The following is a 17,735-nucleotide window of genomic DNA, read 5'->3' as shown; positions in this document are numbered from 1 at the left end:
GTTATTCTGACAAAGAAGCCGCACTGGCCTGCAAGGGCCTGCCCGAAGGGACCAGTGTTACAGACGGCCTGAAACTGGCCTTGCGCAATTTGTCAAAAGGCTAAGCGAGACAACTCACGATGATTGAACCCGATCGCCTCATCAGCCCAAGCAAAACAACTCCTGCTGAGGATGCCTTTGAACGCGCGTTGCGCCCAAAGCATCTGGACGAATATGTAGGGCAACAGAAAATTCGCGATCAACTTGATATTTTTATCGCAGCGGCCCGCGCGCGCAAAGAAGCGCTGGATCATGTGCTGCTGTTCGGCCCACCAGGTTTGGGTAAAACCACTCTGGCCCACATTCTGGCCCGTGAAATGGGTGTCAACCTGCGCCAAACCTCTGGCCCGGTACTTGAACGCCCGGGTGATTTGGCGGCATTGCTGACCAACCTTGAAGCCAACGATGTGTTGTTCATCGACGAAATTCACAGGCTTTCACCAGTGGTCGAAGAAATTTTGTACCCTGCGCTGGAAGACTATCAAATCGACATCATGATTGGCGAAGGTCCTGCGGCCCGGAGTGTCAAACTTGATTTGCAGCCATTCACACTGGTGGGTGCCACCACCAGAGCAGGCATGTTGACCAATCCTTTGCGTGACCGCTTCGGCATCGTATCCAGGCTTGAGTTTTATACCCCAGAGGAGTTGTCGCGAATCGTCGCCCGCTCTGCGAACCTCCTTGAAACACCCGCTGAGGCGGGTGGTTGCCTGGAAATTGCAAAGCGTTCACGCGGCACGCCACGCATCGCCAACCGTCTACTGCGCCGTGTACGGGATTACGCCCAAGTGAAAGCGGATGGTGTCATTACCGCTGATGTGGCCGATGCGGCACTCACCATGCTCGATGTGGACAAAGTGGGACTGGATCCCATGGATCGCCGATTGCTGGAAACGATCATCCACAAATTTGGAGGCGGGCCAGTGGGGCTTGAAAGCGTGGCTGCTGCGATCGGGGAAGAAAAAGACACCATTGAAGATGTGCTGGAGCCCTATTTGATTCAGCAGGGCTACATTCAACGCACCCCCCGCGGCCGCATTGCCACCTTGAATACCTATGCCCATTTTGGCTTAACTGCACCGGCCAGTTTGGCGGGCACGCATGCAGCAAATTCGCAGCAAGGCGATTTGCTGTAGGCAATCGGTTTCCGATCTCCTTGGCAAAGCGGGCTGGGTCTTTCACCACCTCGTCGGGGTTGCTAGTTTCATAGCCAACTCGCCGGGGTTGCCCGATTCCGCACTGAAAACCGCTTAATCCCTTTTTGAGTTCACACGCCACGGTCAGCCGCAGGCTGACACCAAGGCTTGGCCATCTGTTTAGCCAAGCCTGGTGAGTCAGTGTGAATTTCAAAAAGGGAAATACAGGTTTTCTGGCGAACGCATTGGGAGGCGCGCTGATTAAGCGATAACGTGCGCGACGATTTAGCGACAGCAAGCGCAGCGCACCAATCAATCTTCAGGCGCTTTCACCGGCTTTCGCGCAGCAGGCTTCTTCGCCGCTGCGGGTCGTTTTTCAGTTGCAGTTTTAGCAGGCGCCTTGCTTGCTGCAACAGGTTCAGCAGCCTTCTTGCTTTCCCACGTCACGCCCAAAGCAGCCTCAAGTTCCTCCAAGGCCTCGCCGGTGTATACCGACAAGCGCTGCATCGAAGGCAAGGCATCGTGATCACCCGTAAACGCCACATTGAACTGGCCCGAGTAACTGACCACCGTGATGTTTAAAGCCTGCCCGTGAGGAATCAATGAGATTGGATAAAACTGTTCCAAACGACAACCCGAAAAATACAAGTCACGTGAGGGGCCCGGTACGTTTGAAATTACTGTATTAAAAATCGGGCGTGTCAAACCACCCAAACCCGACACCAGTTGCAACATCATTGGCGCCATCAACATGATGGTGTAGTTGTTGATCGCTTCTTTGGGCATGGCCTGCAAATTGGCCTTGGCCAATTGAGTCGAACGCCGAATTTCCTTCAGGCGTGTCAAAGGGTCGCTTTCCGTGGTGTAGAGGTTAGCGATGATAAAACTGATCGCGTTGCCTCCATCCAAATCGTCGGCCGGGCGCACGGACACGGGCAAACCGGCAGTCAATGACTCCGAAGGCAAGGCATCGCGTTCCAGCAAATAGCGACGGATAGAACTCGAGCAAATCGCCAGAAAAATATCGTTCACACTTACCTTGGCGGCCTCGGCCACGGCGCGAATACGCTCCAGCGGGTATGTTTGAGTGGCCAGTCGGCGTGCGCCACCCACGCGTTTGTTCACAATTGATTTCGGACCTGAAAACGGTGTGGCCAAAGCCGGGTCGGTTGGCTTGACTGCTTCCCGCATTAGATCCATGAGGGCACGACCTGCGGCGGGCAAAGATTGCCCACTGAGCTTGGCAGCCTCCCAAGCTTCCCGAGCCTGGTCAGCAAAGTGCTGTGGCTCAGAATTCTTTTTCTTTCGGCTGATCGTGCCCACAGACCAAGGGGCGGGCAGGTTCATGCTTTCTTTCGCAGACTTGCCGAAAATACGCTCCATCAAGCGCATACCACCCACACCGTCCATCAGGGAATGGTGCATTTTGGTGTACAAGGCGAAACGATTGCCGTAGAGCCCTTCAATCAAATGCATTTCCCACAGCGGTTTTCGGAAATCAAGCGGATGAGAATGCAGACGAGAAATCAGGGTACCCAATTCGCGCTCACCACCCGGTGCGGGCAAAGCACTGTGACGGAAGTGATAATCCAGATCAATTTTGTCAGCCTCAATCCACTTGGGCATCAAGGTTAGCAAGCGGGGGCTGGACAAACGGTAATTGAAGGGCGGTGCGAACTCGACGGAATTCCTGAGCAACTGAACGATCCGGCCAATGGCTTGTTGGGTGGTCTCGCCCTCTGGCACTGTGAAAATTGCCATGCTGCCCACATGCATGGGCGCTTCTTTTGATTCAACATACAGCCAGGATGCATCCAGCAATGGAATGTTTCTCGCCATGTCAGTGGTCTCCGCTTCTCATTGTTATTTGAATGTGAATATTTAGTTAATTTAATAGTGGCAGGATCCCACAACCTCGAAGGTCAACCCTACTCCTGCTTACAATAACGTAAGCATACTAGAGACGGGCCATTTCATGACATTCAAGTACTCTCTGCGCGTTTATTTTGAAGATACTGACGCCGGCGGCATTGTTTATTATGGCAATTACCTCAAATTCATGGAGCGTGCTCGAAGTGAGTGGTTCCTGCAGCAAAGCATCGGCATGAAATCGCTGATGAATGAGCATCATTTGGTGTTCGTTGTCAGCCGAACAGAATTGAACTACCTTCGCTCTGCTAAACTTGAGGATGTACTTGAAATATCAGTGGAACTCACTGAACTTAAGCGAGTTTCCGCAGTCTTCAAGCAAACCGTAACGCGCAACGGCGAAGTGCTGTGCGAGGGTAAAACCAAGGTGGGCTGTGTCAACACTGAAACCCTGAAACCCAGTGCAATACCCCCTGCTGTGTATCAACAACTCAACCAATTGATGCCGTAGTGCGTTACAAGAAACAAATCATTTTCCTTATCGCGGATTGTTAATGGATATCTCTACCGACATGTCGTTCATCTCCCTGATCGCGCAGGCCAGCTTGGTTGTCCAGCTGGTCATGTTGATTCTGGTGATGATTTCCCTTATCTCATGGGCCACCATTTTCAAGAAATGGGCTGTATTGAAGCGCACCAAGCAGCAAGCCGACAAATTTGAAGAAGAATTCTGGTCGGGCGGCGACTTGAACACCCTGTTTCAGCGGGCAGGAATGCGCCGCAACGATGCCGGTCCGCTTGAGCGTATATTCGAAGCCGGCATGAGCGAGTTTCTCCGCGCCCGTGACAAAAAGGGGTTGACCGATTATTCGCTGATCATCGACGGTGCGCGTCGCGCCATGAAAGCGGCATTCCAACGCGAGAATGAGATTTTGGAGCGCAACCTGCCCTTCCTGGCTTCGGCAGGTTCGGTCAGCCCGTATATCGGCCTGTTCGGCACGGTTTGGGGCATCATGCATGCTTTCGTCGGCCTTGCCAACGTACAACAAGCCACACTGGCCTCAGTTGCCCCGGGCATTGCCGAAGCGCTGATTGCTACCGCAATCGGTCTGTTCGCCGCCATTCCAGCAGTGGTGGCTTACAACCGCTACGCCAATGACATTGATCGCTTGTCGACACAGTTTGAGTCTTTCGTTGAGGAGTTCTTGAACATTCTGCAACGTCAGCACTAATGACAGCACGAATGGCCGCAACGACACCAGCAATGAGCAACAGGAAATTTAATCGATGAAAGCCGAACTTGGACGAAAATCCAGACGCGCCATGAACGAAATCAATGTAGTGCCCTACATCGACGTGATGCTGGTGCTACTGATTATTTTCATGGTCACGGCCCCAATGATTACTCCATCAGTGATTGATCTGCCGTCCATGGCCAACACCAATCCACCCAAGCAAATGCGCCCCATTGAAGTAACCGTGCGTCAGGTGGGTAATTTGTTGGTCAAGGACATGAAAACCAACAAAACCACGGAAGTGACATTGGAAAACCTTGCTGCTGAAGTAAAGAAACTTCAGGCGGAGGAACCGGATCGCCCCGTAGTGATTTCAGCCGAGAAAGCCATTCAATATCAGGCTGTGGTGGATGCGATGGATGCTCTGCAAAACGCACAAATCCAGAAAGTCGGCCTGCTGGTGAAACCGAAAAGCAAATGAGCGCAGACTTGACCCGACCACGCAACGGCTGGGAATTCACACCAGCCCACCAAGCATTGCTTTCCAAAATGAGCAAGGAAAGCGGGCTTGAGGCACGCCTTGAACCCCCAGTGGACCACACTGGCGAGAAGGCTGGGCTGACTGTGTCGGTGATTGCGCACTTAACTTTGGTGGCATTTTTTGTGGTGGGCTTGAACTGGAACACCGAGGAACCAGCTGCATTTGAGGCAGTGCTGTGGTCTGAAATGCCGGCCAATGAACCCATCGCCGTGCAGCAGCCAAAACCCGAGCCAATCCCAGAACCCGAGCCACCAAAGCCAGTGGTTGAGACTCCACCGCCCCCCAAGCCAGTGGAACCACCCAAGGCCGACATTGAGTTGCCCAAGCCCGAGCCCAAGAAAAAGCCAGAGCCAAAGCCCGAGCCAAAAAAACCCGAGCCCAAACCAGAGCCCAAAAAGCCGGAGCCCAAACCAGAGCCCAAAAAACCTGAGCCCAAGCCTGAGCCAAAGAAGCAGGAACCCAAGATCGATCCTGAAGTGGCCAAGAAATTGCGCCAGGAAGAGCTTGCCCGCATCATGGGCGGAGCGCCCAACACCGGCAGCGCATCTGCCGGTACCAGCAGAAACAAGGCGCAGTACAGTGACCGAATTCGGCAATATGTACGCAGTAAACTTGTGTTTCCTGGCGCGGACTCCGTCGACGGAAATCCTGAAGCCGTATTCGAAGTCAAGCAACTTCCCAACGGGGAAATTGTCTCTATCACTCAGAAAAAAAGCAGTGGGTTGCCAGCGTGGGACAGCGCTGTGGAGCGGGCGTTGCAGCGCTCCAGCCCGCTACCCAGGGCTGAAGACGGTTCAGTTGAACCGGTACTTGTCCTCTCATTCCGTCCAAAAGACGTTTAATTCATAGTGAAACAATGAACTACGCCAATCAAGTCATGCATTTAAAACCATCCATTGCCCTGTGGGGCCCACTGCGCAAAGCAGCCGGCACCTTGCTGGCACTCCTCGCCCTGACGGCCTTCAACACACCCGCACAAGCGCAATTGAAAATTGACATCACTGGTGTGGGTGCGAATCAAATCGCGTTCTCGGCCGCACCATTTCAGGGCAATCAGGGTTTGCCAGAAGACATCAAAAAGGTGATTGAAGATGATTTGGTACGCAGCGGTTTTTTCAGGTCCATCAATACGACCAGCAACGTTGAATTGAATGAATCAACGCTGATCGATCCCTCCGCCTGGAAATCGATTGGTGTGGATGCGTTGATCGTAGGCTCAGTCAAAAAGCTGCCAGACGGGCGCCTGGACTTGCGCTTTAACCTCCACGACACAGCTCAGCAAAAGTCGCTAGGCAAGTTCAGCTATGTGATCGCGCCTTCTGCCCTGCGTCTGCATGCCCACAAAATTGCCGATTTTGTGTACGAGAAAATGCTGGGCGAGAAAGGTGTATTTTCTACTCGCCTGGCCTATGTTGAAAAAGCCCCCGGCCGCTATCGCCTGATTATTGCGGATGCCGATGGCGCCAACCCACAAGTGGCGCTGGCCTCCAAAGAACCCATTATTTCGCCAGCCTGGTCGCCAGACGGCACGCAACTTGCCTATGTTTCCTTCGAAACTCGCAAACCTGTTGTATTTGTTCACACACTTGCAACAGGTCGCCGCAAGGCCTTGGCGAATTTCAAAGGCAGCAACAGTGCGCCCGCTTGGTCGTCAAATGGCCAGCAACTTGCAGTGGTGCTGACCAAAGATGGTGGGTCACAAATCTTCTCGATGAACGCCGATGGATCGGGCCTGAACAGACTGACCAGTACCAGTGGAATCAACACGGAACCTGCGTACAGTCATGATGGTCGAAGCATATATTTCACTTCCGATCGCGGAGGTGGCCCGCAAATTTATCGAATGAGCACAAATGGTGGTGATGCGTCACGCGTGACATTCGAAGGTGGATACAATATCTCGCCTCGAATTAGTCCCGATGACAAAACATTGACATATGTGACTCGTCGAGACGGGCAATTTCGGATTGCTGCGCTGGATTTGGCAAGTGGCACGGAAATGCTGCTGACAAACACGGGGCGAGACGAAAGCCCAAGCTTCGCTCCGAACGGTCGTTACATTTTGTATGCGACCAAATCGGGCGGCAAAGGGACCCTGGCCGTGGTGTCAAAAGACGGACGAATCAAGTACAACTTGAGCAGTTCTGGCGCTGACATCTCGGAACCCACCTGGGGCCCATTCATAAATGATTGATTTTGAATTTGTTTTAACTGGTTTTACACTAAACACTCTTTAGGTCTGGAGAAAAAAATGAAACACTCAATGGTCAAGTACTTGGCGATTTCCGCAATGGTGGCCGTATTGGCCGCTTGTAGCTCAGCCGTTCCTTTGAACGACAAACCTACAGTTGAATCAAAAACCGGCACAGCGCCCGGTTCTGATGGTCGCGCCGTACCGACAGTAACCCCTGGCGATGCCGATCCTCTGAACGATCCTCAAGGCGTACTGGCCAAGCGCAGCGTTTATTTTGACTACGACAGCTACACCGTTAAGTCAGAGTACCGTGAGCTGGTTCAGAACCACGCCAAATACCTGGTTGCCAACCCCAACCGCAAAGTAGTTGTACAGGGCAACACCGACGAACGCGGTGGCGCTGAATACAACCTGGCATTGGGTCAGCGTCGCGCTGATGCAGTAAAGACACTGATGCTGGCACTGGGCGTGAAAGAAGGTCAGATTGAAACAGTTAGCTTCGGCAAAGAAAAGCCAAAAGCAACTGGCAGCAACGAGGCTGCTTATGCAGAAAATCGTCGTTCTGACATCGTTTACCAGTAATCAAGGAAACCATTCAAGATGATTTTGAACTTCAAGCAGAAAACCTGGGTAATCGCCCTGCTTTGCGCCTCTGCATCGAATTCCGCATTTGCGATATTCGATGACACAGAAGCTCGCAAGGCGATTCTGGATTTGCGCCAGCAGGTCAAGGTGCTTGAAGACCGAGTCGCGAGAATGGAAGCCGCAAATCAGGGGCAGCTGTCACTGGCCCAGTCCCTGAGTGAAAAAGACCGAGAGATCGCCCGCTTGCGCGGTGATCTCGAAGTCGCCAACAACAACATCAAAAAGTTGCAGGAAGACAACCGTATCCTGTACACAAACCTGGATGACCGCATCAAGAAACTCGAACCCAGAGCTGTTCAACTTGATGGTGAAGAATTCACGGTACCCCCCGAACAATTCAATGATTACCAAGCCGGCCTTGATCATTTCAAAGCAGGTAATTACAAGGATGCAGGGCTGCAATTTCAGGAATTTCTGAATAAGTACAAGCAAAGCAAACTCGAACCACAGGTTCGCTATTTCCTTGGAAGCACCCAATTCGCGCAAGGCGAATACAAAACTGCTTTGGTGACCCAACGCGACTTGGCCAAGGATTTTCCTGACAGTCCACGAGCGCCCGATGCCCTGCTGAGTATGGCCAGCTCACAATTGGAGTTGAAAAGTATTCCTGGCGCCAAGAAAACCCTCGGTGAACTAATCGCCAAATACCCCAGCAGCCCCGCCGCTGCAAGTGCGAAAGCCCGACTCGAAGCGCTGAAATAATCCCCAAGAAGTTATCGCAGCAACCATGCGCGCTTTTGCGCATACGCAGTTAAAATACCGGCACTTCAATACAAAGGCGCCGGTTCATGGAAGAAATCAACCTCAACAGCATTCAGAGCACTGTGCTTTGGGCTACATTCGCCGTTGGCCTCGCCTTCGGTGCCATTTCCCATCGCACCCATTTTTGCACCATGGGTGCAATTGCTGATGTATTCAACTTTGGTGACTGGAACCGGATGCGCATGTGGCTACTAGCGATCGCTATTGCTGCGCTCGGCCTTCAGGTGTTGAGCATCACAGGTCAAGCCAAGCTTGATGACACTATTTTTCTAAGCAGCCAGTGGTCTTGGCTGTCGGGAATTGTGGGTGGCTTACTGTTCGGTGCAGGCATGGTATTGGCGTCGGGTTGTGGCAGCAAAACATTGATACGCCTGGGCGCGGGAAATTTAAAAGCCCTGATGGTTTTCGTGATCATGGGAATCACTGCATACATGACACTCAAAGGCGTATTTGGCGTATTTCGCGCCAATTATCTGGATCCCATTCGCTTTGAATTTAGCAGCAGCCCCTATCTGCCGGAGCTGTTGGCCAATCTGATCAGCCAGGAGCCAGCGGGCTTGATCACCATTCTGGCGATTGCGCTGCCTGTTCTCCTGCTAATCGTCGCATTGGGCAGCCCATCGGCCTGGAACAAGGAGGTAATTGTTGGCGGCACCGGGGTGGGCCTCACGATCGTAGCGGCTTGGTGGGTCATATTCCAAGTGGCATATATCCCAGAACATCCCGATACACTTGAAGCCGCTTATTTGGGCACCTATGCAAATCGGGCGGAAGGTTTCAGTTTTGTAGCACCCTATGCGTACACCCTGGAATGGTTGATGTTTTTCTCTGATGTGAGCCGGGTGATCACCGTGGGAGTTGTGGCTTGCTTCGGCGTCATCATGGGTGCCACGGCCAGTGCATTGCAGGAAAAATCATTCCGGTGGGAAACATTCCAGGGCGTTGAAGACACAGCCAACCACACGGTGGGCGCGGTGTTCATGGGTGTGGGCGGGGTTCTCGCCTTGGGCTGTACAGTGGGCCAGGGTTTGAGCGGTGTCAGCACATTGTCTCTGTCATCATTCGTGGCATTGGGCAGCATTGTTGTTGGCGCCATGGGCGCGCTGAAATATCAAATGTGGCGTGTCGAGCGCATGGTTTAACTTTCATGAGAAAGTAGCGAACAATCTCTTCTTTTTTTATGAAAGCTCAGTTATACTCTCGGTCTTCGGCGAATTAGCTCAGCCGGTTAGAGCGACGGAATCATAATCCGCAGGTCCGGGGTTCGAATCCCTGATTCGCCACCAAACAAGAAAACCCCTCAGCGAAAGTTGAGGGGTTTTTTTATTTCAGCACACCAGCAGGCTTTGCTGACAAAACCTTCTCCAGCAGCACCTCACACCTCTTCCAAATACGTTGCATTACTAGTTTTAAATGGTATAGCAACGATTGTTCAAAACCATAATCACGGTTATTATTTTTAGAAAGATGCATCTAAAAATGCACTTCAACAGTAACAACTGTTAACAAAGGCAAGAGAGGATCGTTGCAGTACCACAATAGCTGCACACGCCCTTTCTTCTACAAAAACAGCTTGCCAGGAGGAGATGACACGTGTTCAAGCTGAATAAACTATCTGCAGTAATCGCCATTGGATTGGGAACTGCATTACCTGTACAAGCCGGTCTGCTCGACGACCTGATCGGTGCCAAGTTCAATCCTGTCAGCACCAGCAAAGGCGTAGCACCTGAAGGCCAGAAAGGCACATTCACAGCTCCCTTTGAAGAGCCTTTCGTATATGAACGTTCTGGTGATAATGACAATAACGCCGACGCAACACCTATTCCAGCACCTGAAAAATGCATGGGCATCGGAGAAAACGGGAAGCTGCGCTGTAAGCCTGCGGCAGGCACGATTTCCCTGCTACCCAACGGCGACTTCCTGTACTTCAACGCACTTGAAGGCACGGAGGATTTCGAATTCAGTATTTTGGTTGATTTCGGTCAAAAGGCGATCAACGATCAAACTCGTCGCATGATCATCCCGAAAGATTCAAACAAGGCTACGAATTGGATTCGTCCCTTGGAAGTTGATTCTGGCGCCAATCCGGATGGATATGCGATTACCGAATTGCTTCCAGGCCTGGGCTTAACCAACAAGGAAACCAACAGCGCTGACGGCGCCTTATTCTGCGCCGACGTGGCCATGCTGGCCGACGGCTCGATCATGGCCGTAGGTGGTACTGCTTATTACAGCGAACCGGGCAGCAATTTGATCGGTTATGGTTTGACCGAACTGGAAGGTCTTAAGACCAGCCGAGTATACAACCCCAACACAAACCGCTGGATGCAAGGCAACGACATGAACTTTGGTCGTTGGTATCCCGCTTTGATTACCCTGCCCGACAGCAAAATGTTCGTGGCCAGTGGTGTCACCAAGTTGCTCAAGCCTGTATACCCACAAGCCCCAGAACAAAGCGGCCGTAACGTGGTGCAAACTGAAACATTCGACCCGGCCACTGGTAAGTGGACCGTGAATGCTCAAACAGCACAACGCTCGCTGCCACTGTACCCCCGCCTGCACCTGCTGCCGAACGGCCATGTGTATTACAACGCCGGTGGTCAGGCCTTCAACCCTTTTGGCCAGTCTTACGACCAGCCATTGTGGAACATTTCCGCCACGTACAACCCTGCCACTCAAACTTGGAGTGATTTGGCTTACGCTGGCTTTCCATTGAAGTTCAGCGACGCGGGTCTTGAATCACTGACCCAGATTTTGAATCCGTTGACTGCGCCCAATGCAGCCATGAGCGCACTCACCAAAACGCTGATGAGCGCACCCATGAAGAGCCCACAAGCCCTTCAAAAACTGTTGAGCACTGTCACCACGGGCAATCCTGAGCAAACCTTGCAAAAAGTGGTTGGCGCGGGCATGCGCGGTTCAACATTCTCAATCATGATGCCGCTACGTCCCAACGCTCAAGGTCAATACAAGGAAGCCAGTTTCCTGACAGCAGGCGGTGTGCTTCCATTGGTGGGCTTGACATCTCCAGGTGGGTACGTGGCTGTTGCATCGTCTCGTATTGATACCGTGAAGACCGACGGTGACAATATTGTTGACTACCAGAGTGAAGTCACAGGTTCTTTGAATGAAACTCGTTGGTATGGTTCAGGCGTGCTTATGCCCGATGACTCAGTGATGGTGTTCAGCGGTGGCGACCGCGATGGCGTTGCAGCCCCCGGCGTGGAGTTCCCACGCAAAACGGCAGAGCGCTTTGACCCAGTGACCAAAAAGTGGACTCAAATGGCTGTGGCCAACAAACCCCGCACCTATCACAACACCGCCCTGCTAATGCAAGACGGTCGCGTGTTAGTGGGTGGCCATGCTCCAATTTCTACCTTGTACCTGAAGAACATCAATTTGGCAGCCTTTGGTTTGTCGCCCAACGATGGTCGTGATCCCTCATTCGAGATTTACACACCTCCGTATGTGAACAATCCGAACCGCCCCAATTTGATCGGCTTCGCAGGTGGTAACTCGACACCCGCTGGCAATGGAAAAACCATGCTGCGCGAATTCCGCAAAGGTCAACAAGTGACACTGGAACTGGCACCTGGAACTGATATGAGCAAGATTGACTCGGTCTCCTTGGTACGTCACACCGTGACCACTCACTTGACTGACGCCGATCAGCGGACTGTAGTCATTCCCAAAAACCAGCTGACTGTGACTGGGCAAAGCGTACGCTTCACCATTCCAGATCAAGCCGCAGTGGTTCCACAAGGTGCTTATATGACCTTTGTGCGCACCAAGCAAGCGGATGGTTCACTGCTGCCTTCCAAATCTGTCAGCTTCATGTTGAAGCATGGCAACGGACAAGGAGTGATGACTGCCAATGCCCGTCGTTAAAACGAACTGGGTGAAGAAAACGCTGGGCGCCTGCCTGGCGTTTTCTTTTTCTACCCTACTTATCTCGAGCCCCCTGATTACCCCTACCATCGCTTTCGCACATGCTGAACACGGGACCGAGGGAGGTATTCCAACCGTCAGTCCAAAGACGAAGCTACCCAAGGGTGTCTCACTGCAAGTTGTGAAAAGCAATGCATTTCAGTTTGCCTTGGCCACAGATGGCCAACAACAAGTCGAAATTTTGGGCGAGGACAAACGTGCCTTTCTAAGATTCAAAAGCGACAAACTATACGCCGACCTGAACGCGACTGGCTGGCACCGCTCCCGGCAACCCGGTGGTGGCCCAGTCCCCGATCGCCTTAAAAACAATCCCAAGTTGAAACCCAATTGGGTTTTGCTGGACAAACAACCTGGCTATGGCTGGTATGACCCGCGACTGATGAATGAAGAAATTGCTCACTTTAATCTCGCCATGATCGCCAACGGCAAGCCGGTCAATGTTCGAATCGAACGCATTGAGCCTGAGCCCATGACTGGTTACTGGCGCCCGACACTGATTAACGAGGCCGACTTCACCGGCCTGAACGCCATGGTGCCCGGCTTGAGTGGCAACAACTTGATGCTCAGCCGCATGGGTACAGCCCAAGGTGAGTTTCAAGTGCTGGACGATCAAGGTGTACCGTTCATCGAACTTCGAAAAGACGGAGTCTGGCTAAACAGCATGCATGCATGGGCTAACCAAGTGGACCTGTTTCACACCTCCGGAACAGAACAGGCCCCCTGGGTCAAGGTATCCGAAACCGGAACGGTGACCTATGCAGATCCAAGACTGGATAAAAAGCCTGCAAAAATCTCTGAAATCGGCCACTGGGTCATTCCTGTGAAATTGAAGGAAGGTGAACAGCAAAGTTTGCTCAAAGGTGAACTGACCTGGCAAAAAATTTCTGAGAACGGCAGTTAGTTGCCAGTCGCCTGCGGCTGCAGGCGACATTCTTTTTCAAATCCATACTTGCGCGCAAACGGACAATCCAGCACTGGCAGTATCGACGGGATTTGATAATACTTATCGACCGCCTCACGCAACACCACATCCCTGAACCGTTGGTAATTGAAGTTGCTTCCATCCACAATCGTGAAAGGCACACCCGCAATCGTTTGCGTTGTTACCGACACATTGGTCAGGTAATCCTGATAGAGCTCTGGATCAATCGGCTTGGCTTTGGCTACGATCCGAATGGGTTTTCCATCCATGTCCCGCCAATCAACAAAGGTGTCGTCATTGCGCGCATGATATTTTCCTGGACCAAACACTGGCACTACCTTGCCGTAGTGGTATGTCATCAAGGCCGCGGGCGAGTAGGCGATTGTGGTCAACACCCCATTGGCCGGCATGCCTCGGTCCAATTCATCCAGAATGGCAGGCATATGTCGGTGGAACAACACGTCCTCCTGAAAATCTTTTTTGGGCCAAACCGACACATCGGCATGCATCAACAGGCCGAACAAAACCAGGTGCGGAACAGACAGCACTGCATTGAAGCCAACGTAACGCTTCATCCAGATACCCGGCGTACACAAGGCCAGAAGCACAAAGGCAATCGGCAAAAAGCCCAGCACCCAATGCAAACCGACTGTTTTTTCTAGCGAAATGAGCAAAAACAGGGCCAGTGGTACCAGCAGTGCAAAGGCCAATGCGCCTTGACGCAACCAAACCTGGCTACCCTTGAGCAAACTCCACAAGGCCCAAGGTGTGATCAGGTAAATCATCATGCCCAAGTAGGTGAGCACAGTCCCCCAACCCAACTGCGCATCCTCATGCCGATTCACGAGGTTGAACATGATGTTGTTCCAGCAGTTGTGGAGGTTGTAGGCGATATTTACACCGGCAAACGGCAATACACCCGCCAACAACAAAAACAGATACTTGAAACGCTGACGCTGAAACAGCAAATGAAATCCAAATGCAAAACCCAGTAAAACAGCAAAATATTTGGATAAAAATGCCAGTCCCAAAAAGCAACCAGCGAGAAACATCGCACTGCCAGACTCAGCGCGTATTGCTTTCACATAGGTGTAAATGGCCAATCCCATGAAAAATATCAGAGGCGTATCGGTGGTCACAAACACCGCAAACCAGGACACCGGCATCGACAGATAAACAGCACCAGCCAACCAGGCTCGGGCTTCTTGTTCAGATGGCAACAGATCACGGGCCAACAGCACTACACCCCAGGCGATGACAGTGGTCAACAACAAGGTCAGGCTGCGCACCACAATGGGTTCATTGCCCGCATGGCTTAGCGCCCACAACCACCAACCCACCATGGGCGGGTGATCGTAGTAGCCCCAATTCAAATCAGTCGACCACAAATGGAAAAAAGCCTCGTCGCCAGTCATGGGAAAAAACCAAGCCAGCCAGAGTTTAATGATGGCGGTGATAACAACCGTCCACCCGAATACGCTTTTTGCAGTTCTTAAAGTCAACTCGGGTCCTTGCGACCTTGACGAAGAAAAGTGACTAGACATGGGTATTTGGATCTCAGGAAGCCAGGTACACAAGCACGCCCACTGAAGCCAAAAAGCCCCAACTGATGCGGTCGTGAATGGCGAAATGCACCGGGTCATCGATCATTTCCTTACGGGAAGTCATGATCCAGATTCGCATTAACCAATACAAAAACAAGGGGCAAATACCCCACAAAAATTCAGGCGTTGCGTACAACATCGATCCATTCTGGCTGTCTACATACAAGGCCAACACCAGTACAGCCACAAAACCGCTTGAGATACCCATAGACACCAGGTAACTCAAATCGCTCATGCGGTAACCACGTCCCTGCGGCTGGCTACCCTCAAGCTGCAAGAACTCCAGCTCAGCACAACGCTTGACCAAAGCCAAACTTAAAAACACAAAGAGTGAAATGGCCAATAGCCAGCTGGAAAGCTCAATACCAGTGCCCACGCCGCCTGCAATCACGCGAACCGTGTAAAGCATGGCCAACAGCAACACATCAACGAAGGCTGTGCGCTTGAATACGAAGGTGTACAACAGTGTAACCACGGTGTACACCAACAGCACCAGCGTAAATTGCCAGCCCACTGCCAGCCAGGCCACCGCAAAGCCGGCCAGCCCTAAACACTTCATGAACACATAGGCCTTGCTGATACTCAGCGCACCGCTGGCCAGGGGCCGATTGCGCTTTCGAGGGTGTTGCCGATCCGCATTGAGGTCCATCAGGTCGTTCCAGATGTACGTCGAGGACGCCAAAAAACCGAATGCCATAAAGCCCCAGATCATTTTGACCCAGAGCGCGAAATCGGTTTCATGCGCGGCAATCAAGGGCAAGAACAGCAAACCGTTCTTGGCCCACTGCTGCAAGCGCATCGCTTTAAACCACACCTTGAAGCCAGCACTGCGAGTGTCAAGCCTGTTTAACTCAATGCCCGCTAAGGCTGCCTTGCGTCGGGTACCAGACGAGGTGTTCACACCAAATGCCAAAGCGGCGTGTTTCCAGATTGGAATATCGACTGAAGCATCACCAAAATACACAAAGGGTTGCCCTTGGCTATCTGCCTGAATGGCTGCCAGTTTCTGTTGACCCTTCAAATTGCTGTGCTCGCTGGCAATGACCCGGGCAAAAAGACCCAAACGGGCGGCAATCTTGAGCACATCACGACGCATCGATGCACTGGCCAGCACCAACTCATGACCAGCTGCTTTCAATTGATTCAGTCGCTCAAGCACCAAAGGATCCATTGGCAGGTGATCCAGCACTGGATCTATTCGCTTGGCCACCTCCGTTTTAAATACCCATGCACCTCGGATTGCCCACAACAACATGGGGAACACATAAAAGATGTTCTGCTTCAGCAGCAACAAGCAACTCTCGAGCAGCACATCCGATGGGCTCAACGTTCCATCCAGATCGACATAAACAATCGGCTTGGTCATTTCGGTTTAGAGAGCCCGCTGAGCAGCGACTGTTTGGGCTCTTCCTCCCAATGTGCCGCGCCAAGAAACACCATTACAATCTGTTTCACGAAATTGTCGAGCATTTCTTTTTCGATCTGAGGCTGATCTGGCCTGACGTCCAGAAAATCAGTGGCCGAGTTCATCATCAACGTAACGACCAGACTGCAAATCAAGGTCAAGGTGTGTGTAGACAATCCGGGGAATATGTTTAACAGCCGCAGATCGCTGGCCATTTCATTGGTGAAGTGTGCAATCTCATTTCGTATCGCATTTCGCAGGGACTGTGAACCGCCCGACCGCTCCGAACTAATAAACCGCCACTCCAGATGGTGTTGCTTCAGGTAAGTGACGAAAACGCTCACCGAGTGACGAATCATGTCTTCGCCCGGCAAACTGGCCTGACGGGCTTCTCGTAATAACCTGCGCAGAGTGATGCCGCCGTCTTCGACCAGAGCGAGGCCCAGTTCATCAGTGTTTTTGAAATGGCGATAAAAGGCAGTCGGCACCACACCAGCCTCTCGGGTAATTTCCCGAATGCCCAACGCAGTGAAGCTGCTGCCATTACCCACCAAGGTAAGTGCAGCTTGCATCAAATTCTGGCGTGTTTGTTCTTTGCGTCGCACTCTGGCCTGCGTTTCGTCCACTGGCCTGGTTGCGGCGCTTAATCTTGTTCTCATGGTTTTTGCTCGAGCCTAGTCTGGATTAGTCAACTTCCTGACCTACCCCGTTATTGTAATGAAAAGCAGCCTGTTCACAGCTTAACAGCCTGCAAGCCCGTGAAATAGGACCCGAACCCGATGAAAAGAACCAACAGAACCAATACAGGCTCAAGAATTATTACTGTAATTACGGGTTTTGCGTATTGACTGCCAGAACCCAAGAAGATTAACTCCCCCTAAAGAGGGTTGGAAAAAAGTGTTAATCCAAGAAAGATGTTCATATGCTCACATCTGGTGACACCTTTTCAACTAGCTTTTCCTCGGGAGGAGACACACATGCCATCAAACCAAATTCTGGTTATTGAGGATCACCCACTTTTCGCAACAGGCATCAAAGACCTCGTTGAGTTCGTGGCGACCAATGCAGACATACTCTGCGCGGCCAGTATTGCCCATGCCAAAGAATTATTCGGTAAAAATTCCCCAGCGCTCGTGATCACCGATCTGCGTTTGCCAGACTGTCAGGGGCAGGATGTGATCAACACATTGGCAGCCATGAGCGCCAACCTGCCGACTTTGATCATGAGTGGAGACGACACACTTCTTCACTCCGTGGTGCCAAATCAGCACGCTCCATCGTGGACTCTATCCAAATCGGAGGGATTTGAGCAAACGTCTGCCGTATTGCTGGAGGCACTCACCCGTGCTGGAGTTCAGGTTCAGTGGCGCCCCAATGCCTTGTCAAATCGCCAAACCAACGGGGAACACATCACAGGGCGTCTTGGCCTGTTGAG

16 protein-coding genes, 1 tRNA gene and 1 pseudogene are annotated in these 17,735 nt (G+C 52.0%); 14 read left to right on the top strand and 4 right to left on the bottom strand.

Annotation, left to right across the window (positions count from 1 at the left end):
• Together A0129_RS13845 and ruvB are read left to right on the top strand one after the other, a co-directional pair.
• A pseudogene (locus A0129_RS13845) lies at positions 1 to 104 on the top strand (Holliday junction branch migration protein RuvA); the annotation flags it as partial.
• Between the two features lie 15 nt (positions 105 to 119).
• Positions 120 to 1,175 (top strand): Holliday junction branch migration DNA helicase RuvB, encoded by a 1,056-nt coding sequence (ruvB, locus tag A0129_RS13840; protein WP_291715889.1) that lies wholly within the window; start codon positions 120 to 122, stop codon positions 1,173 to 1,175.
• Positions 1,176 to 1,487: 312 nt separating this feature from the next.
• Here ruvB and A0129_RS13835 read toward each other — a convergent pair whose 3' ends face one another.
• Complete coding sequence (locus tag A0129_RS13835; protein ID WP_291715887.1) at positions 1,488 to 3,014, bottom strand: wax ester/triacylglycerol synthase family O-acyltransferase; 1,527 nt, start codon at positions 3,012 to 3,014, stop codon at positions 1,488 to 1,490.
• A 136-nt stretch (positions 3,015 to 3,150) separates the two neighbouring features.
• On the opposite strand from A0129_RS13835, the gene ybgC reads away from it, so the two are divergent.
• The 11 genes from ybgC to A0129_RS13780 all read left to right on the top strand — a co-directional run bounded on the left by ybgC (position 3,151) and on the right by A0129_RS13780 (position 13,270).
• The gene (gene ybgC, locus A0129_RS13830; protein WP_291715885.1) at positions 3,151 to 3,555 is read left to right on the top strand and encodes a tol-pal system-associated acyl-CoA thioesterase; all 405 of its coding nucleotides are present in this window, start codon (positions 3,151 to 3,153) and stop codon (positions 3,553 to 3,555) included.
• Between the two features lie 43 nt (positions 3,556 to 3,598).
• Positions 3,599 to 4,276, top strand: a complete 678-nt coding sequence (tolQ, locus tag A0129_RS13825; protein ID WP_291715883.1) for a protein TolQ — start codon at positions 3,599 to 3,601, stop codon at positions 4,274 to 4,276.
• A 55-nt stretch (positions 4,277 to 4,331) separates the two neighbouring features.
• Entirely contained in the window at positions 4,332 to 4,760 is a 429-nt protein-coding gene (gene tolR / locus A0129_RS13820) for a protein TolR (protein ID WP_291715881.1), read from the top strand.
• Positions 4,757 to 5,662: an energy transducer TonB gene (locus tag A0129_RS13815; protein WP_291715878.1), complete on the top strand. Its 906-nt coding sequence runs from the start codon at positions 4,757 to 4,759 to the stop codon at positions 5,660 to 5,662. The genes tolR and A0129_RS13815 overlap by 4 nt, the downstream gene beginning before the upstream one ends.
• A 14-nt stretch (positions 5,663 to 5,676) precedes the next feature.
• Positions 5,677 to 7,014: a Tol-Pal system beta propeller repeat protein TolB gene (tolB, locus tag A0129_RS13810; protein ID WP_291715876.1), complete on the top strand. Its 1,338-nt coding sequence runs from the start codon at positions 5,677 to 5,679 to the stop codon at positions 7,012 to 7,014.
• Positions 7,015 to 7,071: 57 nt separating this feature from the next.
• Positions 7,072 to 7,596, top strand: a complete 525-nt coding sequence (pal, locus tag A0129_RS13805) for a peptidoglycan-associated lipoprotein Pal (RefSeq protein WP_008251611.1) — start codon at positions 7,072 to 7,074, stop codon at positions 7,594 to 7,596.
• Between the two features lie 18 nt (positions 7,597 to 7,614).
• A complete protein-coding gene (ybgF, locus tag A0129_RS13800) occupies positions 7,615 to 8,361 on the top strand; it encodes a tol-pal system protein YbgF (RefSeq protein WP_291715874.1) in 747 nt (248 codons plus the stop codon).
• 86 nt (positions 8,362 to 8,447) lie between these two features.
• Positions 8,448 to 9,563 carry a YeeE/YedE family protein gene (locus A0129_RS13795; RefSeq protein ID WP_291715872.1) on the top strand — a complete coding sequence of 372 codons (1,116 nt, stop codon included), beginning with the start codon at positions 8,448 to 8,450 and terminating at the stop codon, positions 9,561 to 9,563.
• Between the two features lie 67 nt (positions 9,564 to 9,630).
• Positions 9,631 to 9,707, top strand: a tRNA-Met gene (locus A0129_RS13790).
• A 307-nt stretch (positions 9,708 to 10,014) separates the two neighbouring features.
• Positions 10,015 to 12,309, top strand: coding sequence for a galactose oxidase-like domain-containing protein (locus A0129_RS13785; protein ID WP_291715870.1), 2,295 nt, complete (start codon positions 10,015 to 10,017; stop codon positions 12,307 to 12,309).
• Complete coding sequence (locus A0129_RS13780) at positions 12,296 to 13,270, top strand: hypothetical protein (protein ID WP_229545205.1); 975 nt, start codon at positions 12,296 to 12,298, stop codon at positions 13,268 to 13,270. Before A0129_RS13785 ends, A0129_RS13780 begins: the two co-directional genes overlap by 14 nt.
• On the opposite strand, the gene A0129_RS13775 is transcribed toward A0129_RS13780, so the two are convergent.
• The 3 genes from A0129_RS13775 to fabR are packed head-to-tail and all read right to left on the bottom strand — an operon-like array spanning position 13,267 to position 16,959.
• Entirely contained in the window at positions 13,267 to 14,793 is a 1,527-nt protein-coding gene (locus tag A0129_RS13775) for a glycosyltransferase family 39 protein (RefSeq protein ID WP_291715868.1), read from the bottom strand. The two genes, A0129_RS13780 and A0129_RS13775, sit on opposite strands and share 4 nt — an antisense overlap.
• 55 nt (positions 14,794 to 14,848) lie before the next feature.
• Positions 14,849 to 16,261 (bottom strand): UbiA family prenyltransferase, encoded by a 1,413-nt coding sequence (locus A0129_RS13770; protein ID WP_291715866.1) that lies wholly within the window; start codon positions 16,259 to 16,261, stop codon positions 14,849 to 14,851.
• A complete protein-coding gene (fabR, locus tag A0129_RS13765) occupies positions 16,258 to 16,959 on the bottom strand; it encodes an HTH-type transcriptional repressor FabR (protein ID WP_291715864.1) in 702 nt (233 codons plus the stop codon). Before fabR ends, A0129_RS13770 begins: the two co-directional genes overlap by 4 nt.
• A gap of 318 nt (positions 16,960 to 17,277) precedes the next feature.
• Between fabR and A0129_RS13760 the strand changes: the two genes are divergently transcribed.
• Positions 17,278 to 17,735 (top strand): response regulator (locus A0129_RS13760; protein ID WP_291715862.1); only part of this gene is annotated, 458 nt, incomplete at its 3' end.

The sequence above is a fragment of the Limnobacter sp. CACIAM 66H1 genome, assembly GCF_001601825.1.
Lineage (GTDB): Bacteria > Pseudomonadota > Gammaproteobacteria > Burkholderiales > Burkholderiaceae_B > Limnobacter.
Note: the sequence above shows the minus strand (reverse complement) of the source record. Positions and strands in the feature narration are given on the sequence as shown.

Coding starts and splice junctions, on each gene's coding strand:
- ruvB (WP_291715889.1), top strand. CDS start 120: ATGATTGAACCCGATCGCCTCATCAGCCCAAGCAAAACAACTCCTGCT.
- A0129_RS13835 (WP_291715887.1), bottom strand. CDS start 3,014: ATGGCGAGAAACATTCCATTGCTGGATGCATCCTGGCTGTATGTTGAA.
- ybgC (WP_291715885.1), top strand. CDS start 3,151: ATGACATTCAAGTACTCTCTGCGCGTTTATTTTGAAGATACTGACGCC.
- tolQ (WP_291715883.1), top strand. CDS start 3,599: ATGGATATCTCTACCGACATGTCGTTCATCTCCCTGATCGCGCAGGCC.
- tolR (WP_291715881.1), top strand. CDS start 4,332: ATGAAAGCCGAACTTGGACGAAAATCCAGACGCGCCATGAACGAAATC.
- A0129_RS13815 (WP_291715878.1), top strand. CDS start 4,757: ATGAGCGCAGACTTGACCCGACCACGCAACGGCTGGGAATTCACACCA.
- tolB (WP_291715876.1), top strand. CDS start 5,677: ATGAACTACGCCAATCAAGTCATGCATTTAAAACCATCCATTGCCCTG.
- pal (WP_008251611.1), top strand. CDS start 7,072: ATGAAACACTCAATGGTCAAGTACTTGGCGATTTCCGCAATGGTGGCC.
- ybgF (WP_291715874.1), top strand. CDS start 7,615: ATGATTTTGAACTTCAAGCAGAAAACCTGGGTAATCGCCCTGCTTTGC.
- A0129_RS13795 (WP_291715872.1), top strand. CDS start 8,448: ATGGAAGAAATCAACCTCAACAGCATTCAGAGCACTGTGCTTTGGGCT.
- A0129_RS13780 (WP_229545205.1), top strand. CDS start 12,296: ATGCCCGTCGTTAAAACGAACTGGGTGAAGAAAACGCTGGGCGCCTGC.
- A0129_RS13770 (WP_291715866.1), bottom strand. CDS start 16,261: ATGACCAAGCCGATTGTTTATGTCGATCTGGATGGAACGTTGAGCCCA.
- fabR (WP_291715864.1), bottom strand. CDS start 16,959: ATGAGAACAAGATTAAGCGCCGCAACCAGGCCAGTGGACGAAACGCAG.